The following is an 18,693-nucleotide window of genomic DNA, read 5'->3' on the forward strand; positions in this document are numbered from 1 at the left end:
AGGAAATAAAACTATGATTTTTGATGATTTAAAAAATGTGACTCGTTACAAGGGCCTTCATCCAAATCTGGATAAAGCGATTGATTATCTCTATGAGCACCGCAAAGACAGCTTTGACTTGGGACGCTATGAAGTGGATGGAGATAAGGTCTTTCTCTTGGTTCAGGATAATGCGCTCAATCAAGAGGCCAATGATCAATTTGAATATCATAAAAAATATGCAGATTTTCATCTGCTAGTAGCAGGGCATGAGTATTCTGCCTATGGTAGCCAGATAGTCGATGAGGCAGTGGCTTTTGATGAAGAGGCGGATATCGGCTTTGTTCATTGTCAAAATCGTTATCCTCTCTTGTTGGGTTACCATAATTTTGCAATTTTCTTTCCAGGAGAAGCTCATCAGCCGAATGGCTATGCGGGTCTGGAAGAAAATGTCAGAAAGTATCTTTTTAAAGTTTTAATAGACTAGCCCTAGGTGAGCGAGATTTTTGAGTGTGCCAGGCTAGCAGAGAAAGGAGAGACTTATGTCAGATAAGGGAACAGGACTTATCAGAGCTATATTTGATACGGATAATTTCTTCATGCAAATCTGTGAGAAAATCCTGGATTTAATGACGGTCAATCTTCTCTTTCTCTTGTCTTGCCTGCCCTTGGTGACCATTGGGGTTGCCAAGATCAGCCTCTATCAAACACTTTTTGAAATCAAGGGAAACCGTCGAGTAAAAGTAATCAGAACTTACACTCGAATCTTTCGAGAAAATTGGAGGCAAGGACTCAAACTGGGCTTGCTGGAATTGGCTTTAGTCGGTATCAGTCTCTTTGACCTCCTGCTTTTTCGGACGCAGGAAGCCCTGCCTTTCCAAGTTTTAAAGGCGGTTTGTTTTGGAATTATTATTTTTACAATCCTGCTTTCTCTTTGCGTTTATCCCTTGGCTGGTAAGTTTCTCATGTCTTTTAGAGACCTTTTACAGACCAGCCTAGTGATTGTAAGTCTGAATTTTCCTTGGTTCTTTGTTATGATGGCGGTTATAGCCGCGATCCTTGTCATTATCTATAGTTCAGGCTTTGTGTTGCTGTTAGGATTTTCCCTCTTTGCCTTTATCGGCTTTGCAGGTCTGGCTTTTTTGCAGCTTCCTATTTTGGAAAAAATCTTCGCTAAATATAGCAGTCTATAATCTACAATTTGTACATTTGGAGAAAATTTGAAAATGAAAGATTTAAAGAAATATCACGGTGTCATCCCAGCTTTTTATGCTTGTTATGACGAGGAGGGTGAAATCAGCCCGGAGCGGACTCGCGCTTTGGTGGAGTATTTCATCGACAAGGGCGTGCAAGGTCTCTATGTCAACGGCTCATCAGGCGAATGTATCTACCAGAGCGTGGCCGACAGAAAAGTAATTTTGGAAGAGGTAATGAAAGTTGCTAAGGGCAAACTGACCATCATTGCTCACGTAGCCTGCAACAATACTAAAGACAGTATCGAGTTGGCAAAACATGCGGAAGCTCTAGGAGTTGATGCCATTGCGGCTATTCCGCCGATTTATTTCCGTCTGCCAGAATATTCTGTCGCTCAGTACTGGAATGATATCAGTGCGGCTGCCCCACATACTGATTTTGTGATTTATAATATTCCGCAGTTGGCTGGTGCAGCGCTGACTCCGAGTCTTTATAAGGAAATGCTGAAGAATGAGCGCGTGATTGGGGTGAAAAATTCCTCCATGCCAGTTCAGGATATCCAGACCTTCGCAGCACTTGGTGGCAGTGACCATTTGGTCTTTAACGGTCCAGATGAGCAGTTCTTGGGTGGTCGTCTCATGGGAGCAGCAGCTGGAATTGGTGGTACCTATGGAGCTATGCCAGAACTCTTCCTTAAACTGAATCAACTGATTGCAGACAAGGAACTAGAAAGAGCTAAAGAGCTGCAGTTTGCCATTAACGACATTATCGGCAAGCTAACCAGTGCTCACGGCAATATGTATGCTGTTATCAAAGAAGTTCTCAAGCTCAACGAAGGACTGGCTATCGGCTCTGTCCGTGCTCCTTTGACACCAGTCGTAGAAGCAGACCGTCCAGTCGTAGAAGCAGCAGCGGCCTTGATCCAAGAAACTAAGGAGCGCTTCCTCTAAAAGAAAGAAGGATGCTTATGGGAAATTATGTTACGATTGACATTGGCGGTACCAATATCAAATACGGCCTGATAGACGACCAAGAAACGCTAGTAGAAGCCCATGAAATACCTACGGAAGCCCATAAGGGTGGTCCAGAGATTATGCAAAAGGTTGAAAGCATTGTTGCAGCCTATTTAGAAAAAGGACCTCTGGCTGGGATTTGTATTTCATCAGCTGGCATGGTGGATCCAGACAAGGGAGAAATCTTTTACGCTGGTCCTCAGATTCCTAACTATGCTGGGACGCAATTTAAGAAGGTCTTGGAGGAGGAATTTTCTATTCCTTGCGAGATTGAGAACGACGTCAATTGTGCCGGTCTGGCTGAGGTCATGTCTGGCCATGGTAAGGGAGCAAAAATTGCTGTCTGTCTGACGATTGGGACAGGGATTGGTGGCTGTCTGGTAGCGGATGGGCAAGTTTTTCACGGCTTTAGCAACTCAGCCTGCGAAGTAGGCTATCTGCACCTGCCGGACGGGGCTTTTCAGGATGTGGCTTCGACCACAGCCTTGGTTCAATATGTCGCTGACTTGCACGGAGAAGATCCATCTCTCTGGAATGGTCGCAGGATTTTCAAAGAAGCGACCGAGGGCAATACCTTCTGTATCAAAGGAATTGACCGCATGGTTGGCTATCTGGGTCAAGGAATTGCCAATATCTGCTATGTCGTCAATCCGGAAATCGTCGTCTTGGGCGGTGGTATTATGGGGCAAGAGGCCATTCTTCGACCGCGTATCCAAGCGGCTCTCAAGGATGCTCTGGTGCCGAGCATAGCTGAGAAGACCAAACTAGCCTTTGCCTATCACCAAAATACGGCAGGCATGTTCGGAGCCTACTACCACTTTAAAAATAAACATCAGTAATCTAAGCAAACCTGGGGAGTGACCTCAGGTTTCTTGCTTCTAGAAAAACTGCTTCTGTAGATGGACAGATAGTACTTTAGAAGAAGTTGACATGACAGGAAAAATTCGGTGGATAGAGCTAAATTTCCAAAAATTTAACTTTGCTCCCTTGTCTTTAGAAGTAGATTTAAAAGGTTGCCCAAGACTTTTAAGAAGTACCAGCCCTTTGAGGTTGAGCAGTCAGTAACCCATCAAGGAGTTAAAAATAAGGCCAGGATTTTTGTCCTAGCCTTTTATTGATGCCTACGGTAATAGCCGTTAAGTTTGTGATTTTCCCAGTAACTATTGAAGATTTTTTCCTTTCTCTCTCGGTCGATTTCTAGGAAAAAGGCATAAAGTATGTCAATCATCAGCAGCATTGGGAACTGAGCTGAGATTCGTTGGATGAACTGAGGTTTACTTTGCATTGCAACTGGGATGATTTCTGAAAAATCTTCTTTAATCAAATCAGGCTGGCCAGTGATTAACACGGTCTTAGCCCCCATGCCCTTGGCATCAATCAGGCTGTCAATAATAGATGGGGTTTGACCTGAAAGAGAAAAGCCGATAACTAGGCAGTTTTTGTCTAAAATGCTCGTTGTCCAAGCAAAGCCATCCGCATCTGTCAGGGCTTCACAAATAACCCCTAAGCGCATGAAGCGCAGTTTCATATCGCGGGCGACGAGCCCCGAGCTTCCCGTGCCAAAAAAATAGACACGATCTGCTTTTTCAATCAGCTGGGCTACGCGCTCCAATCTTTTTTCGTCAATCAAGTCCTCGGTTTGTTGCCGAATTTGAATATAGTTGCGTAGGACTTGGCGGGACGAAGCATTTTTCAGATTTGTATGCTCCGTTTTACTGATTTTCAGTTGTTGGAGATATTGGAAATTGAACTCCCGATAGCCCTTGAAGCCACATTTTTTTGCAAAACGGGTCAGGGCTGCCTGTGAGATGTGTAAGGTTTGGGCTACTTCGAGGGAGGACAGGTCCCCTTCTATCTCTGTCGGAGTCAAAAAATAGTCGGCAATCTGTTTTTCGACATCGGTCATAATGTCGTAACAGCTTTCGATGATGGCCAAGATATTTTGCTGGTGTCTCATGATGGGTCACTTTCTTTGGTCAAAATAATAAAAACGTATTTTCATTATAACATAGTTTAGAGAAAATAAAGCGTTTACAAAACTAATAATTGTCAGATCTGGCTTTCCAATAAAGTATGAGTAGACTGTAATCTCAACATTTCTAGATATTATGACCGCCTTTTTCTGAAGAGGTGTTTCCTAAAGTTTGCGCCGAATGAAAGAAAAAGTGATATAATTTACACAAGTAATGTTCCAAGTTTGGATCTGAAGCAAAGAAGATAGGAGTCACTGCCACTACAGCTTCTAATTCTTATTGTGGAAATCAGTAAAGTTATATTGTGAGGTTTTTATGCGAATCAATGAACTAGGCCAGCCTATTGGAGAGGCTCTGCCAGATTTTAAGCCGGGGGACTTACCTAAGCTAGAGCGAATAGAAGGTCAGTATGTTGTCATTGAGCGGTTGTCCAAAGATAAGCATGGAGCGGATTTGTATGAAGTGTATGGTCCGGATTCACCTGCGGATATGTGGACCTATCTCTTTCAAAATCCTGCCCAAAATCAGGCAGAATGGTCCCAGAAGCTAGATCGGATGCTGGAAGCTCAGGATCGTTTCCACTATGCCATTGTGGACAAGGAGAGTGGAAAGGCGCTGGGAACCTTCGCTTTAATGAGAATTGACCGAGGCAATCGTGTGATTGAAGTAGGCGCTGTGACCTATTCACCGCAGCTGAAGCGCACCAGACTGGCTACAGAAGCCCAGTACTTACTGGCACGCTATGTCTTTGAAGAGCTGGAGTATCGCCGTTACGAATGGAAATGCGATGCACTCAATCAGCCCTCAAGGCGGGCAGCAGAGCGGCTGGGCTTTACCTACGAAGGTAGGTTCCGTCAGGCGGTCGTCTATAAGGAACGCAACCGAGATACCGACTGGCTCTCTATGATTGACAGCGATTGGCCGGCCGTCAAGACTCGTCTGGAGAAATGGCTGAGCCCAGACAATTTCGACGAAAAGGGCCAGCAAATAAAAGCCTTGTCTGAGTTTTGATATTTGATTGAGTCTGGGACAAAAGTCCTAGCCTCTCAATTGTCTTTGGATTGTCGAGCAAGACGCAGTGGTTGAGTGGGCTCTACTACGCTGATTTCATCAGCTTTTACAGCCCTACTCAACTGTGCGGAGGTGGGACGACGAAATCGAATTCTAACGAATTACCGATTTCTGTCCCACTCTCTTTTTGTTTTTTAATTTTGATGAAAATGGAGAATTTTCTGATAAATTTTGGTATAATAAAACGAACTACAGATAAAGGATGAGAGAGAATGACTTTAGTTTATCAATCAACGCGTGACGAAAAGAATAGAGTAACAGCCAGCCAGGCGATTCTGCAAGGTTTGGCAACAGACGGCGGGCTCTTTACGCCCATTACCTATCCGCAGGTCGATTTGGACTTTGCCAAGCTCAAAGACGCTTCTTATCAGGAAGTAGCCAAGCTGGTTTTGTCTGCATTTTTGGATGATTTTTCTGAAGCAGAGCTGGACTACTGTATCAACCATGCCTACGACAGCAAGTTTGATGATGCGGTGATTGCTCCCTTGGTCAAGCTGGATGGTCAGTACAATCTAGAGCTTTTCCACGGGGCGACTATTGCCTTCAAGGATATGGCTTTGTCTATCCTGCCTCACCTGATGACAACCGCGGCCAAAAAGCACGGCTTGGAAAACAAAATTGTTATTCTGACAGCTACTTCTGGCGATACAGGCAAGGCGGCTATGGCAGGCTTTGCGGATGTTCCTGGGACTGAAATCATCGTCTTCTATCCGAAAGACGGTGTCAGCAAGGTCCAAGAGCTGCAAATGACGACGCAGACAGGTGCCAATACGCATGTGGTGGCCATTGATGGCAACTTTGACGATGCCCAGACCAATGTCAAGCAGATGTTTAACGACACAGACTTGCGGGCTCGTCTCTTGGAGCATAAACTGCAGTTTTCATCAGCTAACTCTATGAATATCGGCCGTTTGGTGCCGCAGATTGTTTACTATGTCTATGCTTATGCTCAGCTGGTGAAGACGGGAGAAATCACAGCAGGCGACAAGGTCAACTTTACCGTTCCGACGGGGAACTTTGGCAATATCCTGGCGGCCTACTATGCCAAGCAAATCGGTCTTCCAGTTGGCAAGCTGATTTGCGCATCGAATGAAAACAATGTCCTGACGGATTTCTTCAAGACTCAGGTTTATGACAAGAAGCGGAGCTTCAAGGTGACCACTAGTCCATCCATGGATATTCTGGTTTCCTCTAACTTGGAGCGTTTGATTTTCCATCTGTCTGGTAACAGCGCTGAGAAAACAGCTGCTCTGATGGCGGCTCTGAATGAGCAAGGCCAGTATGAACTGACCGACTTCGACGCTGAGATTTTAGAGCTCTTTGCGGCTGACTATGCGACAGAGCAAGAAACAGCAGCTGAAATCAAGCGGGTCTATCAAGCGTCCGACTACATTGAAGACCCACATACAGCCGTTGCGTCCGCTGTCTATCAAAAATATCTGGCAGAAACAGGTGATCAGCGCAAGACTGTTATCGCATCTACTGCTAGTCCTTATAAATTCCCAGTCGTGGCCGTTGAGGCTGTGACTGGTCAGACAGGACTCAGTGATTTTGAGGCTTTGGGCCAACTGCACGAACTTTCTGGCGTAGCCCTGCCACCAGCTGTGGACGGCTTAGAAACAGCACTAGTTCGCCACAAAACGACGGTCGCTGCAGACCAAATGCAGGCAGCAGTCGAGGATTACTTGGGCTTGTAAAAATGGCTTAGAAAGCCTAAAATCAGCTGGATATCTGGCTGATTTTTTAGTATTGTAGAGTTTTCAATCTTTTTACAGTCCAAGAACTTGGAAATCTCTAAGATAGTTCTCTTATTTACAAAAGAAGTTCTCATTTTATTTATGCTATACTAGTGTCATAAAGTTAGGAAACGTCGCTTGCATTAAGCTGGTAGTTCTTACTGCATAGTTATTTAATTATATAGGCTTTATCAAGTAAGCTACATTCCTTGTGGATATTGCAAAGGAATCGATCGGTATTTCTAGAAAGGATTTGTTATGAACGAAATTATCGTCAATGAAAGCATTGAAATGGTCGATAAATTTTTAAGTTTGGTCACGATTGATTTGGCCGACGATCTTGACAGACAGTTGGCAGCAGCCTATATTTTCGGGATGTTAAACGGAAAGGCGCAAAAGGATTCCATTAGTCCAGAAAATGTCCAAGCCTTGATGATTCGAATTGGTATTGAAAAGCTTCAGTATACTCCCGAGCTAGCCTTTGAAATGACACAGTTTGTCATCAATGCGACGGATAAGGAATTTCATCCAACGGTTCATGCGATTATCCACAGAGGTCTAGAAGGCTACTTCCTATATTCCGACAGTCAATTTGGCGCTCTTTCAGATGATTTTAAGGACATTGTTCAAGTAGTGAAAAGTTAATGTTATAGGGGAGGGCATTCGATTTTATAATCGGACTTATTTCGTCAGTTTTCAAATCGGAGGATAACATGGTGGTCTATTGTGGTTTGGCAAACGCTTGTCCATAGATTTTGTGGTATACTGGGATTGTAGAGCCAGCAAATTTGGTGAAAACTTGGCATAAATATCACCAAGCTATCATGCCTTTCGTGAGAGTTTCCGAAATGGTCTATCGAATCTGGGCGATAACTTTGCCTATGCTAATGCTCACTTTAGTGACGATTTCAGCCGAAGCGGTGCCCGTGTCTACAACATGGCTGCTGATACAGGTAGAGGAGCTCGTAAGGTAACGACAGAGTTCGGAAAAGAAACAAGCGAACATTTGGCCAAGCATAGCGATGATGTGGCGAGAGGTTTGGAAGCAGTTAGTGGTGACGCAGGACGAGAAATAAAACCACGAAAACTTACAAGAAAAGAGAAGAAACTTTATAAACGTCCCTCTGGTTATCGAAAGGGTATGCGAGATCAGGTCTGGGAAATTGCTAAAAATGATGATGGTGTTGTTTTGGATCCACTTACAAACAAAGTTATAGATAAAAGTGAAGCTTGGGATATGGGATATAAACCAGGATATGAGTTTTGGAAGCATCAACAAAGTGCTGCTGAGAGAGGGATTTCAAGAAAACAATTTTTAGATGAATATCATAATGTAGATCATTTTAGGCCAGAGTTACTAATTTCTAACCGTTCTCATAAAGGCGAAATTGGTTCTAATCTATATTATGGACCGTAATAAAATAGTTTTTATTGTAGTAAATTTAAGGAGGAGAATCAAATGAAATACGATAAAGTTAAAATTGCACAGGAAATTGCAAGGGCTGTAGGGGGAGTTCCTCAAGCCTATACATTTAGAAATCACGATAACAAATTAGATTTATTCATTGGAGAGAATCGTCCGGATGATTATTTAACAACTGCAGCAACAATTGGCTTATCAGAATATACAATTTATCGTCGAATAAATGATAAGCCTTTAAGAGTTGAAATCATTGGAGCAGCTGATGCGGAGTTGGAATATTTTCCAAATATTATAGCAGACTGTGGCTTTAATATTGTGAGGGGAGAGTACAGCATCTCTCCAGGTGCAGTCTATCCAAATATTATTAGAAATTACTATCCTAATGCGAAAGTAAATCATATATTTTTCACTCAGCCTTTCTTGTGGGATTTAGAATCTTTTGATTTTGATGAAGAGTATGTTACGTGGTTACAAGCGATCCCTATTACAGAAGCTGAGTTTCAGTTTTTAGAAAAGCATGGCGCCGAATTAGGACCACAGAAGTTAGAGGAATTATTTGAAGAGCACCAGATAGATGTTTATGATTTTATGAGGCCTTCTGTAGTGTAATAAATTTTTTATCTTCGTTCAGGAGCAGAGACCTTCCTGTTTTTAAACTCATAAACATCAGTTGTGAGTTCGACCTCGCTCTCGGTTGACATGCGACCATGGAAATTGGATAAAAGACTGCCTCAATGGTGGTCTTTTTGATTTTCCAAACGTTGGTACATATGGTTTGTGGTATACTAGGATTATAATGAAACATGCTAGAATCTAAACTGGAGGATAAAATGGAAAAACAAATTAATGAAAAAATTATTGAAATTGTGCATCAAGCCAACGATATGATTCCAGTTGAGTGGGATGATCTTTATATCAATTTTGAAGTGGACAGAACTTTGAGTGGAGGAGTTAACTTTTTCTTTAAATACAATGGAGAGTACCATTATTTCTTTTATATTCCTCGAGATTTTGGAGTTTCTAAGTTGGAATTCTTTGAGGAGTACGATAAATTATTTGAAAAAGCTCAGGAATTAAAAAGAGTATTTATGGATCATGAATTGAGCGATTGGTCAGCGGGGTTGATTCATTTGGATGAAAATAACAAGTTATCGGTAGACTTTGATTATGCACCATGGCTTGAAAGTGACTTTGGGCCAAGTGCTAGAACCTCTTTTTTCCAATATAAATACTTGGGCAAGCAACCAGCTAACGAAAAAGAACTTGAGCAGTTTAAGGCTATGGAAGCCTTCCAGAAGGAACATAATGGAAAATAGTTATTTCTAAGAAGTTGGAAACGCTCTAGTCTAGTAGCGGGTTAGGTAAGTGATTGTGATGTTAAATAATTTGAAATGTTTTGGTAGACTTTCTAATTTAGAGGTAAGTGAACTTGAACAAAGGTTAGACTTGAAGTTTCCATCAGATTATAAAGAATTTTTATCTTTTTCAAATGGTGGTCATGTAGAGAATGAATATATGGTTATTCAGGCACCTAGCTTGACAGATGAGCTAGTCATTAATTTCTTTCTGGGAAAAAATGAGGATAAGAATGTTGATTTAGTTTCCTGGAATCATGACTTTAATGGTGAACTTCCATCGTCTACTTATATTTTTGCAGTTGAATATGGTGGAGGTATGTTTATTCATATTTTGGAAGGAGCGGATAGAGGTATTTATTTTTGGGACAGTAATTTTGGTCTTCCAGAAACATCTGATGAAGAGAATGTATTTTTCTTGGCAAATACCTTCTCAGACTTTTTAGCAATGATAAAAGTTGAAAAGAAATAAGTTCAGCGCCACCCTCGAGGTGGCCTTCTTATTAGCAGAGGAAGTTCTCATTTTATTTATGTTATACTAGAATCATATAATTAGTAAAGGTCATTTTAAGTTTTGAAGAAGTGAGCTTGAAAGGTGGCCTCGGGCTCTCAGCGAATATCAATATAAAAGTAAGCAGACCAGATTGGTGAGGTGATGGAATGGTAAAATTTTCAAAAATAGATAAACAACTAAATAAAGAACTGAAGCAGTCTATCCGTTCGGCAGCTAAGCGCTTGAAACTTAAATCAAGAAGTGAAAGGTTTTTTGATAAAGTAGGAGACTATCTGGTTAAGTATATGATTGATATTGATTTTCCAGATAATGAGTTTCGTCTAATCATTCGTCCTTATATCAAACCCTATATTATTGATGATATTTTTTGGGAAGTCTTTGATATGGCGAGTAATTCACAGGAGCCCATGAGTCTTCGGGCAGTAGGAGCCTTTACGGTTCATGACTTATCATTACCATATAAGGTAGTTAGAGAAGACTGGACGATGGAGAATCTTGACTTAGAAAAAGTTGAAGTTAAGGTTTTCGAGGGGCTCTCAGAGGCGCATGAAGAAGTCATAAAACTGATCAGTGGGTTCGCAAGTTTTGAAGATTTTTATGCTTACACAATTGAGAATGGACCAAGGATTGCCGGCTATGATCTAATGGGGATGCTTTTAATGATCCACCGGGAACAATACCAAGAAGCACTTCAAATGGCAGAAGGCTTAATCGCAAAACGAGATTTCGGAGACTTCCAAAATAAGAGTAAATGGATTAATGAATATATCGTTGATTATTGTAAAGAAAGGCTTTAGCTAGACAGTGGCATCTAATCCCAGTTTTAACTTGAAATTAACACAACCTAACTGGAGGATAACATGGAAGAACAAATGAATGAGAAAATTCGTGAGATTGCACAGAGTGTTAATGAGACAATACCAGTAGTCTGGGATAATCTTTATATTGGTATAAATCTTGCTTTTGATGGGGGAGAGGTATATTATTTCTTTAATGAAGAGGGGAAAAATGAGTATATCTACAATCTCTATATTCCAAAGCGGTATGGTATTCCTAATTTAGAATTTCGGAATCAAGAAAGACGCACCTTTAGATTGGCTTGGGAATTGAGAAAAATTTTTGAGAAAGAAGAACAACCTTTGTGGACTTCTTGTACGATAAAGGTTCTTGGTACGAAATTATCTGCTGAATTTGACTATGCACCATGGAATGAAAGCAGTTTTCGCTCAGGCCAGCAATTGGACTTTTTTGAACATAAATATCTCGGAAAGCAACCAGCTAACGAAAAAGAACTAGAGCAGTTCAAGGCCATGGAAGCCTTCCAGAAGGAACATAATAGACAGTAGTTTGATTGTATTAGGAATTTTTGTGGATGACGAGTTATAAAAAAATCATGAACATTGCTCTGCCGGCTATGGCGGAGAACTTTTTGCAGATGCTCATGGGCATGGTCGACAGCTATCTGGTGGCCAGTCTGGGGCTGATTGCGATCTCTGGTGTTTCGGTGGCCGGCAATATCATTACGATTTATCAGGCAATTTTTATCGCGCTGGGGGCTGCTGTTTCCAGTCTCATCTCCAAGACTCTGGCTCAGGGAGACAAGGAGCGTTTGGCCTATCATATAGCTGAGGCTATCAAGCTGACGCTGCTTCTGAGCCTTCTGTTGGGGCTGATTTCCTTGCTCTTTGGCAGGCAGATGCTGGATCTGCTGGGGACGGAAAAAGCGGTGGCTGAAGCAGGTGGTCTCTATCTGGCTCTGGTTGGTGGGACCATTGTCCTGCTAGGCTTGATGACTTCCTTTGGAGCTTTAGTGCGGGTCACGCGCAATCCCAGATTTCCCATGTATGTCAGTCTTCTGACCAATGTCCTCAATGCCCTTTTTTCAGCTCTGGGAATTTATGTCTTTCGGCTTGGCATTGTCGGTGTAGCGCTGGGGACGGTGCTGGCTCGTCTAGTTGGTGTACTGATTCTTTGGTGGAAGCTAGACTTGTCCACGATCAGCTGGAGCTGGGGTTTAGATGGAGAGCTTTTGCGCCTGTCTCTGCCGGCTGCTGGAGAGCGGCTCATGATGCGGGCGGGCGATGTGGTGATTATCGCCATTGTGGTCGTCTTTGGGACGGATGCAGTAGCGGGGAATGCCATCGGTGAAGTCCTGACTCAGTTTAACTACATGCCAGCCTTTGGGGTCGCGACAGCAACCGTCATGCTGGTAGCCCATGCGGTTGGCGAGGGAGATATGCAAGCGGTAAGTCTGATTCGTCAGCGGGTCTTCTGGCTGTCTTTTGCTTGCATGCTGCCCTTGGCTTTAGGGATTTTCGCCCTTGGTCGACCCCTGACCTTGCTCTATACGGACAATAGCGGAGCGATCACAGCCAGTCTTTCAGTCATCCTCTTCTCCCTGCTGGGAACTCCCATGGCAGTGGGAACCGTGATTTACACAGCGGTTTGGCAGGGGCTGGGCAATGCCAGACTGCCCTTTTATGCCACGACTATTGGTATGTGGCTGATCCGCATCATCTCAGGCTATTTGTTGGGTGTGACCTTTGGTTTGGGTCTGCCAGGAGTCTGGGCTGGGACTCTCTTGGACAATGGCTTCCGCTGGCTATTTTTAAAGGTTTTATACGACAGAAAAATGAGGGAAATCACATGACAACAGCGTTTATTTGGGATTTGGACGGAACCTTGCTGGACTCTTATGATGCTATTTTGGCAGGAATTGAGGAAACCTATACTCACTATGGTTTGGACTTCGACAGGGCGAGTATTCACAGCTATATCCTAAAGCACTCTGTCCAGAAGCTTTTGGAAAAAGTAGCGTCTGAGAAAGGGCTGGACGCTGCCGAGATGAATGCCTTCCGTGGAGCAAGTCTAAAGGAGAAGAATGCTCAGATTCATCTGATGGAAGGAACGGCGGAGATACTGGCTTGGGCTAAAGAGCAGGGCATTGCCCAGTTCGTCTATACCCACAAGGGACTCAATGCCCATCAAATCTTGCAAGACTTGGGCATTCATGACTATTTTACAGAAATCATCACAACGGCCAATGGCTTTAAGCGCAAGCCCCACCCAGAGGGTGTCGACTATCTGCTCGCGAAATATGGCCTGGATAAGCAGGAAACCTACTATATCGGGGACCGGACCCTAGATGTAGATGTCGCAGTCAATAGTGGCATCCAGAGCATTAACTTCTGTGACTACCGATCAGAAATCAACCAGAAAATAGAGAAGTTGGTGGATATCAAGCAATTATTTACAAGATAAAAAGCAGACCAGAACTGATCTACTGTCAGTCTAGCCTGCTTTTTCTTTTACATATGCTCAATGTGAAGTTCTAGCAAGAACTCAAGAGCCTCAGGAGTACAGTTCTTTTTTTCAATAGGGAAACCGACAATTGGTCCCAACATGATATAAAAATCTTCTTTAGTATGAAAAACTTTGACGATGTCATCATAGCTATAAAGAAACTCTCCTCGTTTGCTTTTTACAGAAAATTTATCTTTCTCAAATATAAGAGTTTGCTCCATATCCTTCCAGAAAGGAGTTTTTCGATAGGCCTTCCTTATCTGAAAGTCCGTGCCAAAGTACATTACTGGGAATATAATCAAAGATGTAAATAGCACGATGAAGAAGGAAAATTGCTTCAGTTGCTCAGGTATAAAGGTCAGATAGAGCGACATGATTCCTATAAAGATGAGAATATTTAATAAGAATCCTTTTCCACGTAAGAAAACAGACCAAGCAAATCGTTGATACACTTCCTCAGTCACAAGAGTTGGAATGGTTATTGGGAACATGCTTCACCTCCTAGTTTTTATTATTATACCATAGAAGAGAGATAAGATATAGCTGGCTCTTGCTAGGCGATACGAGGCAAGGCAAGTTTCTTTTAGAGGAGGCGAGTGATTTTTTCATCTTTGTCTAAAACCAGTACATCTGGCATACTTAGGCTGCGCCAGAAGTCATAATCAATGCTGGAGTCAAATGCGCTCAGCAAGATGCAAATCAGATTGCCGTGGGAACTGATGATAATTTCTTCGTTTTGATGTTTGCTTTCTAGCTCATGAAGAAGAGCTAAAGCACGCTGTTGAGCTTGCTGATTGGATTCACCATCAACAAGTGAAAATGTTGGCCGTGACCAAAGTTTCATGAGGGCTTCTTCAAAATCTTGGTCAGCAATCGCTTGACTGCTTAGCTTTCGCTCTATTAGCCGTTTGTCGGTTTGAATAGCGAGTTTCAGACTTTGTGCTAAAGGCTCGACCGTTTGAATGGCCCTGCAGTAGGGACTAGAATAAATGGCGGTAATGGATTTGTTTGCTAAAAATTCAATCTGTGCCAAGGATTCTCGCCCTTTGTCTGATAATGGTCGGTTGATTTCATCAGGTGTATAGTTAGAATGTGCATGACGGATAAAATAGTAAGTGTTTTTCATAGGATAATTATAGCAAAATTTAAATCTCCATTCATTTTCTACCTATTTTCCACGCCGCCTTTTCTGTCTTTGTCCGCCTTTCGTGTTATAATAAACCTATGGAAAAAAAGAACAAATTATTATTAATCGACGGTTCATCTGTTGCTTTTCGCGCTTTTTTTGCGCTTTATAATCAAATCGATCGTTTCAAGAGTCCATCGGGCCTGCACACCAATGCCATTTATGGCTTCCACCTCATGCTCAACCATCTCTTGGAGCGCGTGCAGCCGACTCATGTCCTAGTCGCTTTTGATGCTGGAAAGACGACCTTCCGGACCGAGATGTACGCCGACTATAAGGCTGGTCGGGCCAAGACGCCGGATGAATTTCGTGAGCAGTTGCCCTTTATCCGAGAAATGCTGCAGCACCTAGGCATTCACTACTACGATTTGGCTCAGTACGAGGCGGATGACATTATCGGAACCTTGGACAAGATGGCTGAAAAGACAGCTGTGCCTTACGATGTGACCATTGTCAGTGGCGATAAAGACTTGATTCAGCTGACCGATGATAATACCGTTGTGGAGATTTCCAAGAAAGGCGTGGCCGAGTTTGAGGAATTTACCCCAGCCTACCTCATGGAAAAGATGGGCATCACGCCAGAGCAGTTCATTGACCTTAAGGCGCTGATGGGCGATCAGTCGGACAATATCCCCGGCGTGACCAAGATCGGCGAGAAGACTGGTCTCAAGCTCCTCTTGGAGTATGGCTCTTTGGAAAATCTCTATGAAAATATTGATCAGCTCAAGGCTTCCAAGATGAAGGAAAATCTGATCAATGACAAGGACAAGGCCTTCTTATCAAAAACCCTAGCCACTATCAATACTCAGGCTCCGATTGAAATCGGGCTAGATGATTTGGTTTATAAGGGTCCTCAGATAGAGGCACTGAGCAAGTTCTACGACGAGATGGGCTTCAAGCAGCTCAAAGCGCAGCTAGGAACTGGTCAAGAGCCGGTAGAAGTCAAACCAATTGAATTTATCAAAGTGACTGAGGTGACAGCGGATATGTTGGCACCGGAGCAATTCTTCTATTTTGAAATCTTGGGTGACAACTACCACAAGGAAGAGATTGTCGGTCTTGCCTGGGGCGATAGCCGTCAGATTTATGTTGGCACCAGCGATTTACTGCAGCAACCTCTCTTTCAGGAGTTTTTGACAAAAACAGCTCTGAAAACCTACGACCTCAAGCGGACCAAGGTACTGCTCAGTCATTATGGCATCGAGCTACCAGCAGCAGCCTTTGATGCGCGCCTAGCCAAGTATCTGCTTTCGACGGTCGAAGACAATGAGCTGGCGACTATTGCTCGGCTTTACGGCCAAACAATCCTGCTGACGGATGATGAGGTTTATGGCAAGGGAGCCAAGCGCGCTCTGCCAGAGCAAGAGCAGCTCTTTGAGCATCTAGCTCGTAAGGTTCAAGTACTGCTGGAAACAGAAGAGCCAATGCAAGAGCAGCTCCGTTCCCACGACCAGCTGGGTTTGTTGCTTGAAATGGAGCAGCCGCTGGCCTTTGTCTTAGCCAAGATGGAGATTGCGGGGATCAAGGTTGAGCGGGAAACCCTGCAGGGTATGCAGGCAGAAAATGAAAAGACGCTGGAAAGTCTAACGCAGGAGATTTATGATCTGGCTGGTCAGGAGTTCAATATTAACTCACCGAAACAGCTGGGAACCATTCTCTTTGAGGATATGGGGCTGCCACTGGAGTACACCAAAAAGACCAAGATGGGCTACTCGACAGCGGTGGATGTGCTGGAGCGTTTAGCACCCATTGCACCGATTGTGTCTAAGATTCTGGAATACCGTCAAATCAGCAAGCTCCAGTCCACTTATATCATCGGACTGCAGGAGGCGATTGCGGCTGACGGCAAGATTCACACTCGCTATGTTCAGGATTTGACTCAGACGGGCCGCCTGTCCTCGGTTGACCCGAACCTGCAGAATATCCCCGTTCGTTTGGAGCAGGGGCGCCTGATTCGCAAGGCCTTTGTACCGGAGTGGGCAGACAGTGTGCTTCTCAGCTCGGATTATTCCCAGATTGAGCTGCGGGTGCTGGCTCACATTTCGCAGGACGAGCATTTGATTGCTGCCTTTCAGCATGGAGAAGATATTCATACGGCTACCGCTATGCGGGTCTTTGGTATTGAAAAGGCAGAGGATGTGACGCCCAATGACCGCCGCAATGCCAAGGCTGTCAACTTTGGAGTGGTATATGGCATTTCTGACTTCGGATTGGCCAATAATCTGGGCATTTCCCGCAAGGCTGCCAAGGACTATATTGAGACTTATTTTGAGCGCTTCCCAGGGATTAAGAATTATATGGAAACCATCGTCCGCGAGGCGCGTGATAAGGGCTATGTAGAGACTATTTACCATCGCCGTCGTTCTTTGCCAGATATCAATTCCCGCAACTTTAACATCCGAAATTTTGCGGAGCGCACAGCTATTAACAGCCCGATTCAAGGCTCCGCCGCAGACATTCTCAAGGTGGCTATGATTAATCTGGACCGAGCTCTGGCAGAGAAGAATTTCAAGTCTCGCATGCTCTTGCAGGTTCACGATGAAATCGTGCTGGAAGTGCCAAATGACGAGCTAACAGCCGTCCGCCAGCTGGTCAAAGAAACCATGGAAGCTGCGATTGAATTGGCTGTTCCACTGGTAGCAGATGAAAATGCCGGCCAAACTTGGTACGAGGCGAAATAAGATATCAAGGGCGTAAAACACAAAGTGAAAATAGAAAGCTGACACAACATTCAAGGAATGCGAGGAAAAGCATCTTTTTTGTACCGTATTCAGCTAAGATATCATTGTTAGAAAAGTTAAAAATTATTTATAAAACAGGAGGAGCATTATGACTTACCATTTTCAAAATCCCAGTGACGGCGTTGTTAAGCGCTATCTAGAAACCAGCAAGGTGATTGCTGTTGTCGGTCTATCAGACCGTGAGGAAACGACCAGTAACCGTGTATCTAAGGAAATGCAAGCGCGAGGCTATCGCATTATCCCAGTCAATCCGCGAGCAGCAGGCAGTCAGATTTTTGGTGAAACAGTTTATGCCAGTCTCAAAGATATTCCGTTCCCAGTGGATATTGTCGATGTTTACCGTCGTAGCGAGTTTTTGCCAGATGTGGCGCGTGATTTTCTGGAAGCAGATGCCAAGATTTTCTGGGCTCAGTTGGGCTTGGAAAATGAAGAAGCTGAGCAAATTTTGCGGGCAGCTGGTCGAGAAGATATCGTTATGGATCGCTGCATCAAACGCGAGCATACACGCTTGATTCTAGGCGAATAAATGGCCAAGTTAGTCATCATTCGTGGCAATTCCGGCTCTGGCAAGTCGAGTCTGGCTAAGAAACTGCAGGTATACTATGGTCGTGGGACTCTTTTGATTGCGCAGGACACAGTTAGACGGGACATGCTCAAGGAAAAAGTAGAGCCGGGAAATTTGTCTATTGACCTGACGGAAAGCCTAGCTCATTTTGGTTACGAACATGATTTGCTGGTCTTGGTAGAAGGTTTCTATGAGACAGATATTTATGAGCACATGCTAGAGCGGTTGCGGACTTTGTTTGCTTCTCAAACCCTAGCATATTACTATGATTTGACTTTCGAAGAAACCGTCCGCCGCCATCAGACTAGAGCGAAGCAAGAAGAATTTACCCCGGCCGACATGAAGCGCTGGTGGAAAGATCGAAATTTCTTAGGCTGGCAAGAAGAATCGTTCTTTAGGGACGAAGATTCCTTGGAGGCAGCCTTTGAGCGGATCGTTCAGGATTTAAAGAAAATTTGAAACGAAGCACAGGAGGAGGAACTTCTGTGCTTTTTGCATCAAAAAGGCATTTTCAGAAATTTTAAATAAATTTTGAGAAAAATATCACACAAAATGTTGACAAAATTATTTCACAGGATTACAATTAGATTACAAAATATTTCTTTTGTTACAAAAAGTTTTAAAGAATATATTTTAGTGG

Annotated in this window: 21 protein-coding genes; 18 read left to right on the top strand and 3 right to left on the bottom strand. The window is 43.5% G+C overall.

Features of this window, described 5'->3' with window-relative positions; genetic code table 11:
* Nucleotides 1-13 precede the first annotated feature (13 nt).
* The 4 genes from ACWPVL_RS04600 to ACWPVL_RS04615 are packed head-to-tail and all read left to right on the top strand — an operon-like array spanning nucleotide 14 to nucleotide 3,025.
* Nucleotides 14-466, top strand: coding sequence for a YhcH/YjgK/YiaL family protein (locus ACWPVL_RS04600; RefSeq protein WP_148878371.1), 453 nt, complete (start codon nucleotides 14-16; stop codon nucleotides 464-466).
* 55 nt (nucleotides 467-521) lie between these two features.
* Nucleotides 522-1,172 carry a DUF624 domain-containing protein gene (locus ACWPVL_RS04605; RefSeq protein WP_454387214.1) on the top strand — a complete coding sequence of 217 codons (651 nt, stop codon included), beginning with the start codon at nucleotides 522-524 and terminating at the stop codon, nucleotides 1,170-1,172.
* A gap of 33 nt (nucleotides 1,173-1,205) precedes the next feature.
* Complete coding sequence (locus tag ACWPVL_RS04610; protein WP_048791786.1) at nucleotides 1,206-2,123, top strand: dihydrodipicolinate synthase family protein; 918 nt, start codon at nucleotides 1,206-1,208, stop codon at nucleotides 2,121-2,123.
* Nucleotides 2,124-2,140: 17 nt separating this feature from the next.
* A complete protein-coding gene (locus tag ACWPVL_RS04615) occupies nucleotides 2,141-3,025 on the top strand; it encodes an ROK family protein (protein WP_454387216.1) in 885 nt (294 codons plus the stop codon).
* 272 nt (nucleotides 3,026-3,297) lie between these two features.
* Here the strand turns inward: ACWPVL_RS04615 and ACWPVL_RS04620 are convergent, their stop codons facing one another.
* Nucleotides 3,298-4,143, bottom strand: coding sequence for a MurR/RpiR family transcriptional regulator (locus tag ACWPVL_RS04620; protein WP_454387218.1), 846 nt, complete (start codon nucleotides 4,141-4,143; stop codon nucleotides 3,298-3,300).
* Nucleotides 4,144-4,474: 331 nt separating this feature from the next.
* Here ACWPVL_RS04620 and ACWPVL_RS04625 point away from each other — a divergent pair, with 331 nt between their 5' ends.
* The 11 genes from ACWPVL_RS04625 to ACWPVL_RS04675 all read left to right on the top strand — a co-directional run bounded on the left by ACWPVL_RS04625 (nucleotide 4,475) and on the right by ACWPVL_RS04675 (nucleotide 13,519).
* A complete protein-coding gene (locus ACWPVL_RS04625) occupies nucleotides 4,475-5,170 on the top strand; it encodes a GNAT family N-acetyltransferase (protein WP_454387220.1) in 696 nt (231 codons plus the stop codon).
* A gap of 272 nt (nucleotides 5,171-5,442) precedes the next feature.
* Complete coding sequence (thrC, locus tag ACWPVL_RS04630; protein WP_454387222.1) at nucleotides 5,443-6,927, top strand: threonine synthase; 1,485 nt, start codon at nucleotides 5,443-5,445, stop codon at nucleotides 6,925-6,927.
* 297 nt (nucleotides 6,928-7,224) lie between these two features.
* Complete coding sequence (gene imm48, locus ACWPVL_RS04635) at nucleotides 7,225-7,611, top strand: Imm48 family immunity protein (RefSeq protein WP_313962919.1); 387 nt, start codon at nucleotides 7,225-7,227, stop codon at nucleotides 7,609-7,611.
* Between the two features lie 292 nt (nucleotides 7,612-7,903).
* Nucleotides 7,904-8,383 (top strand): HNH/ENDO VII family nuclease, encoded by a 480-nt coding sequence (locus ACWPVL_RS04640; protein ID WP_454387224.1) that lies wholly within the window; start codon nucleotides 7,904-7,906, stop codon nucleotides 8,381-8,383.
* A gap of 42 nt (nucleotides 8,384-8,425) precedes the next feature.
* Nucleotides 8,426-8,998 (top strand): suppressor of fused domain protein, encoded by a 573-nt coding sequence (locus ACWPVL_RS04645; protein WP_148878380.1) that lies wholly within the window; start codon nucleotides 8,426-8,428, stop codon nucleotides 8,996-8,998.
* Nucleotides 8,999-9,219: 221 nt separating this feature from the next.
* A complete protein-coding gene (locus ACWPVL_RS04650; RefSeq protein WP_454387227.1) occupies nucleotides 9,220-9,705 on the top strand; it encodes an immunity protein YezG family protein in 486 nt (161 codons plus the stop codon).
* Nucleotides 9,706-9,763: 58 nt separating this feature from the next.
* Complete coding sequence (locus ACWPVL_RS04655) at nucleotides 9,764-10,216, top strand: SMI1/KNR4 family protein (RefSeq protein ID WP_454387229.1); 453 nt, start codon at nucleotides 9,764-9,766, stop codon at nucleotides 10,214-10,216.
* A 188-nt stretch (nucleotides 10,217-10,404) separates the two neighbouring features.
* Nucleotides 10,405-11,055, top strand: a complete 651-nt coding sequence (locus tag ACWPVL_RS04660; RefSeq protein ID WP_454387231.1) for a hypothetical protein — start codon at nucleotides 10,405-10,407, stop codon at nucleotides 11,053-11,055.
* A gap of 63 nt (nucleotides 11,056-11,118) precedes the next feature.
* Nucleotides 11,119-11,604, top strand: coding sequence for an immunity protein YezG family protein (locus ACWPVL_RS04665; protein ID WP_454387233.1), 486 nt, complete (start codon nucleotides 11,119-11,121; stop codon nucleotides 11,602-11,604).
* A gap of 26 nt (nucleotides 11,605-11,630) precedes the next feature.
* Complete coding sequence (locus tag ACWPVL_RS04670) at nucleotides 11,631-12,908, top strand: MATE family efflux transporter (RefSeq protein WP_454387235.1); 1,278 nt, start codon at nucleotides 11,631-11,633, stop codon at nucleotides 12,906-12,908.
* Nucleotides 12,905-13,519 carry an HAD-IA family hydrolase gene (locus ACWPVL_RS04675; RefSeq protein WP_454387237.1) on the top strand — a complete coding sequence of 205 codons (615 nt, stop codon included), beginning with the start codon at nucleotides 12,905-12,907 and terminating at the stop codon, nucleotides 13,517-13,519. The genes ACWPVL_RS04670 and ACWPVL_RS04675 overlap by 4 nt, the downstream gene beginning before the upstream one ends.
* A 47-nt stretch (nucleotides 13,520-13,566) precedes the next feature.
* Here the strand turns inward: ACWPVL_RS04675 and ACWPVL_RS04680 are convergent, their stop codons facing one another.
* Nucleotides 13,567-14,052: a YcxB family protein gene (locus ACWPVL_RS04680; protein ID WP_454387239.1), complete on the bottom strand. Its 486-nt coding sequence runs from the start codon at nucleotides 14,050-14,052 to the stop codon at nucleotides 13,567-13,569.
* 92 nt (nucleotides 14,053-14,144) lie between these two features.
* On the bottom strand, nucleotides 14,145-14,687 hold the full coding sequence (locus ACWPVL_RS04685; RefSeq protein WP_454387241.1) for a histidine phosphatase family protein: 543 nt from the start codon (nucleotides 14,685-14,687) through the stop codon (nucleotides 14,145-14,147).
* A gap of 98 nt (nucleotides 14,688-14,785) precedes the next feature.
* Here ACWPVL_RS04685 and polA point away from each other — a divergent pair, with 98 nt between their 5' ends.
* The 3 genes from polA (at nucleotide 14,786) to ACWPVL_RS04700 (ending at nucleotide 18,512) form a co-directional block, all read left to right on the top strand.
* Complete coding sequence (polA, locus tag ACWPVL_RS04690; RefSeq protein ID WP_454387243.1) at nucleotides 14,786-17,428, top strand: DNA polymerase I; 2,643 nt, start codon at nucleotides 14,786-14,788, stop codon at nucleotides 17,426-17,428.
* A gap of 148 nt (nucleotides 17,429-17,576) precedes the next feature.
* Nucleotides 17,577-18,014 carry a CoA-binding protein gene (locus tag ACWPVL_RS04695; protein ID WP_125383618.1) on the top strand — a complete coding sequence of 146 codons (438 nt, stop codon included), beginning with the start codon at nucleotides 17,577-17,579 and terminating at the stop codon, nucleotides 18,012-18,014.
* The gene (locus ACWPVL_RS04700; RefSeq protein WP_454387245.1) at nucleotides 18,015-18,512 is read left to right on the top strand and encodes a kinase; all 498 of its coding nucleotides are present in this window, start codon (nucleotides 18,015-18,017) and stop codon (nucleotides 18,510-18,512) included. It begins immediately after the preceding gene.
* The last annotated feature ends 181 nt before the right edge of the window (nucleotides 18,513-18,693 follow it).

It is taken from the genome of Streptococcus sp. Marseille-Q8145, assembly GCF_965112035.1.

Coding starts and splice junctions, on each gene's coding strand:
- ACWPVL_RS04620 (WP_454387218.1), bottom strand. CDS start 4,143: ATGAGACACCAGCAAAATATCTTGGCCATCATCGAAAGCTGTTACGAC.
- ACWPVL_RS04610 (WP_048791786.1), top strand. CDS start 1,206: ATGAAAGATTTAAAGAAATATCACGGTGTCATCCCAGCTTTTTATGCT.
- ACWPVL_RS04680 (WP_454387239.1), bottom strand. CDS start 14,052: ATGTTCCCAATAACCATTCCAACTCTTGTGACTGAGGAAGTGTATCAA.
- polA (WP_454387243.1), top strand. CDS start 14,786: ATGGAAAAAAAGAACAAATTATTATTAATCGACGGTTCATCTGTTGCT.
- ACWPVL_RS04685 (WP_454387241.1), bottom strand. CDS start 14,687: ATGAAAAACACTTACTATTTTATCCGTCATGCACATTCTAACTATACA.
- thrC (WP_454387222.1), top strand. CDS start 5,443: ATGACTTTAGTTTATCAATCAACGCGTGACGAAAAGAATAGAGTAACA.
- ACWPVL_RS04615 (WP_454387216.1), top strand. CDS start 2,141: ATGGGAAATTATGTTACGATTGACATTGGCGGTACCAATATCAAATAC.
- ACWPVL_RS04665 (WP_454387233.1), top strand. CDS start 11,119: ATGGAAGAACAAATGAATGAGAAAATTCGTGAGATTGCACAGAGTGTT.
- ACWPVL_RS04650 (WP_454387227.1), top strand. CDS start 9,220: ATGGAAAAACAAATTAATGAAAAAATTATTGAAATTGTGCATCAAGCC.
- ACWPVL_RS04670 (WP_454387235.1), top strand. CDS start 11,631: ATGACGAGTTATAAAAAAATCATGAACATTGCTCTGCCGGCTATGGCG.
- ACWPVL_RS04645 (WP_148878380.1), top strand. CDS start 8,426: ATGAAATACGATAAAGTTAAAATTGCACAGGAAATTGCAAGGGCTGTA.
- ACWPVL_RS04600 (WP_148878371.1), top strand. CDS start 14: ATGATTTTTGATGATTTAAAAAATGTGACTCGTTACAAGGGCCTTCAT.
- ACWPVL_RS04695 (WP_125383618.1), top strand. CDS start 17,577: ATGACTTACCATTTTCAAAATCCCAGTGACGGCGTTGTTAAGCGCTAT.
- ACWPVL_RS04605 (WP_454387214.1), top strand. CDS start 522: ATGTCAGATAAGGGAACAGGACTTATCAGAGCTATATTTGATACGGAT.
- ACWPVL_RS04700 (WP_454387245.1), top strand. CDS start 18,015: ATGGCCAAGTTAGTCATCATTCGTGGCAATTCCGGCTCTGGCAAGTCG.
- ACWPVL_RS04675 (WP_454387237.1), top strand. CDS start 12,905: ATGACAACAGCGTTTATTTGGGATTTGGACGGAACCTTGCTGGACTCT.
- ACWPVL_RS04655 (WP_454387229.1), top strand. CDS start 9,764: ATGTTAAATAATTTGAAATGTTTTGGTAGACTTTCTAATTTAGAGGTA.
- ACWPVL_RS04640 (WP_454387224.1), top strand. CDS start 7,904: ATGGCTGCTGATACAGGTAGAGGAGCTCGTAAGGTAACGACAGAGTTC.
- ACWPVL_RS04660 (WP_454387231.1), top strand. CDS start 10,405: ATGGTAAAATTTTCAAAAATAGATAAACAACTAAATAAAGAACTGAAG.
- imm48 (WP_313962919.1), top strand. CDS start 7,225: ATGAACGAAATTATCGTCAATGAAAGCATTGAAATGGTCGATAAATTT.
- ACWPVL_RS04625 (WP_454387220.1), top strand. CDS start 4,475: ATGCGAATCAATGAACTAGGCCAGCCTATTGGAGAGGCTCTGCCAGAT.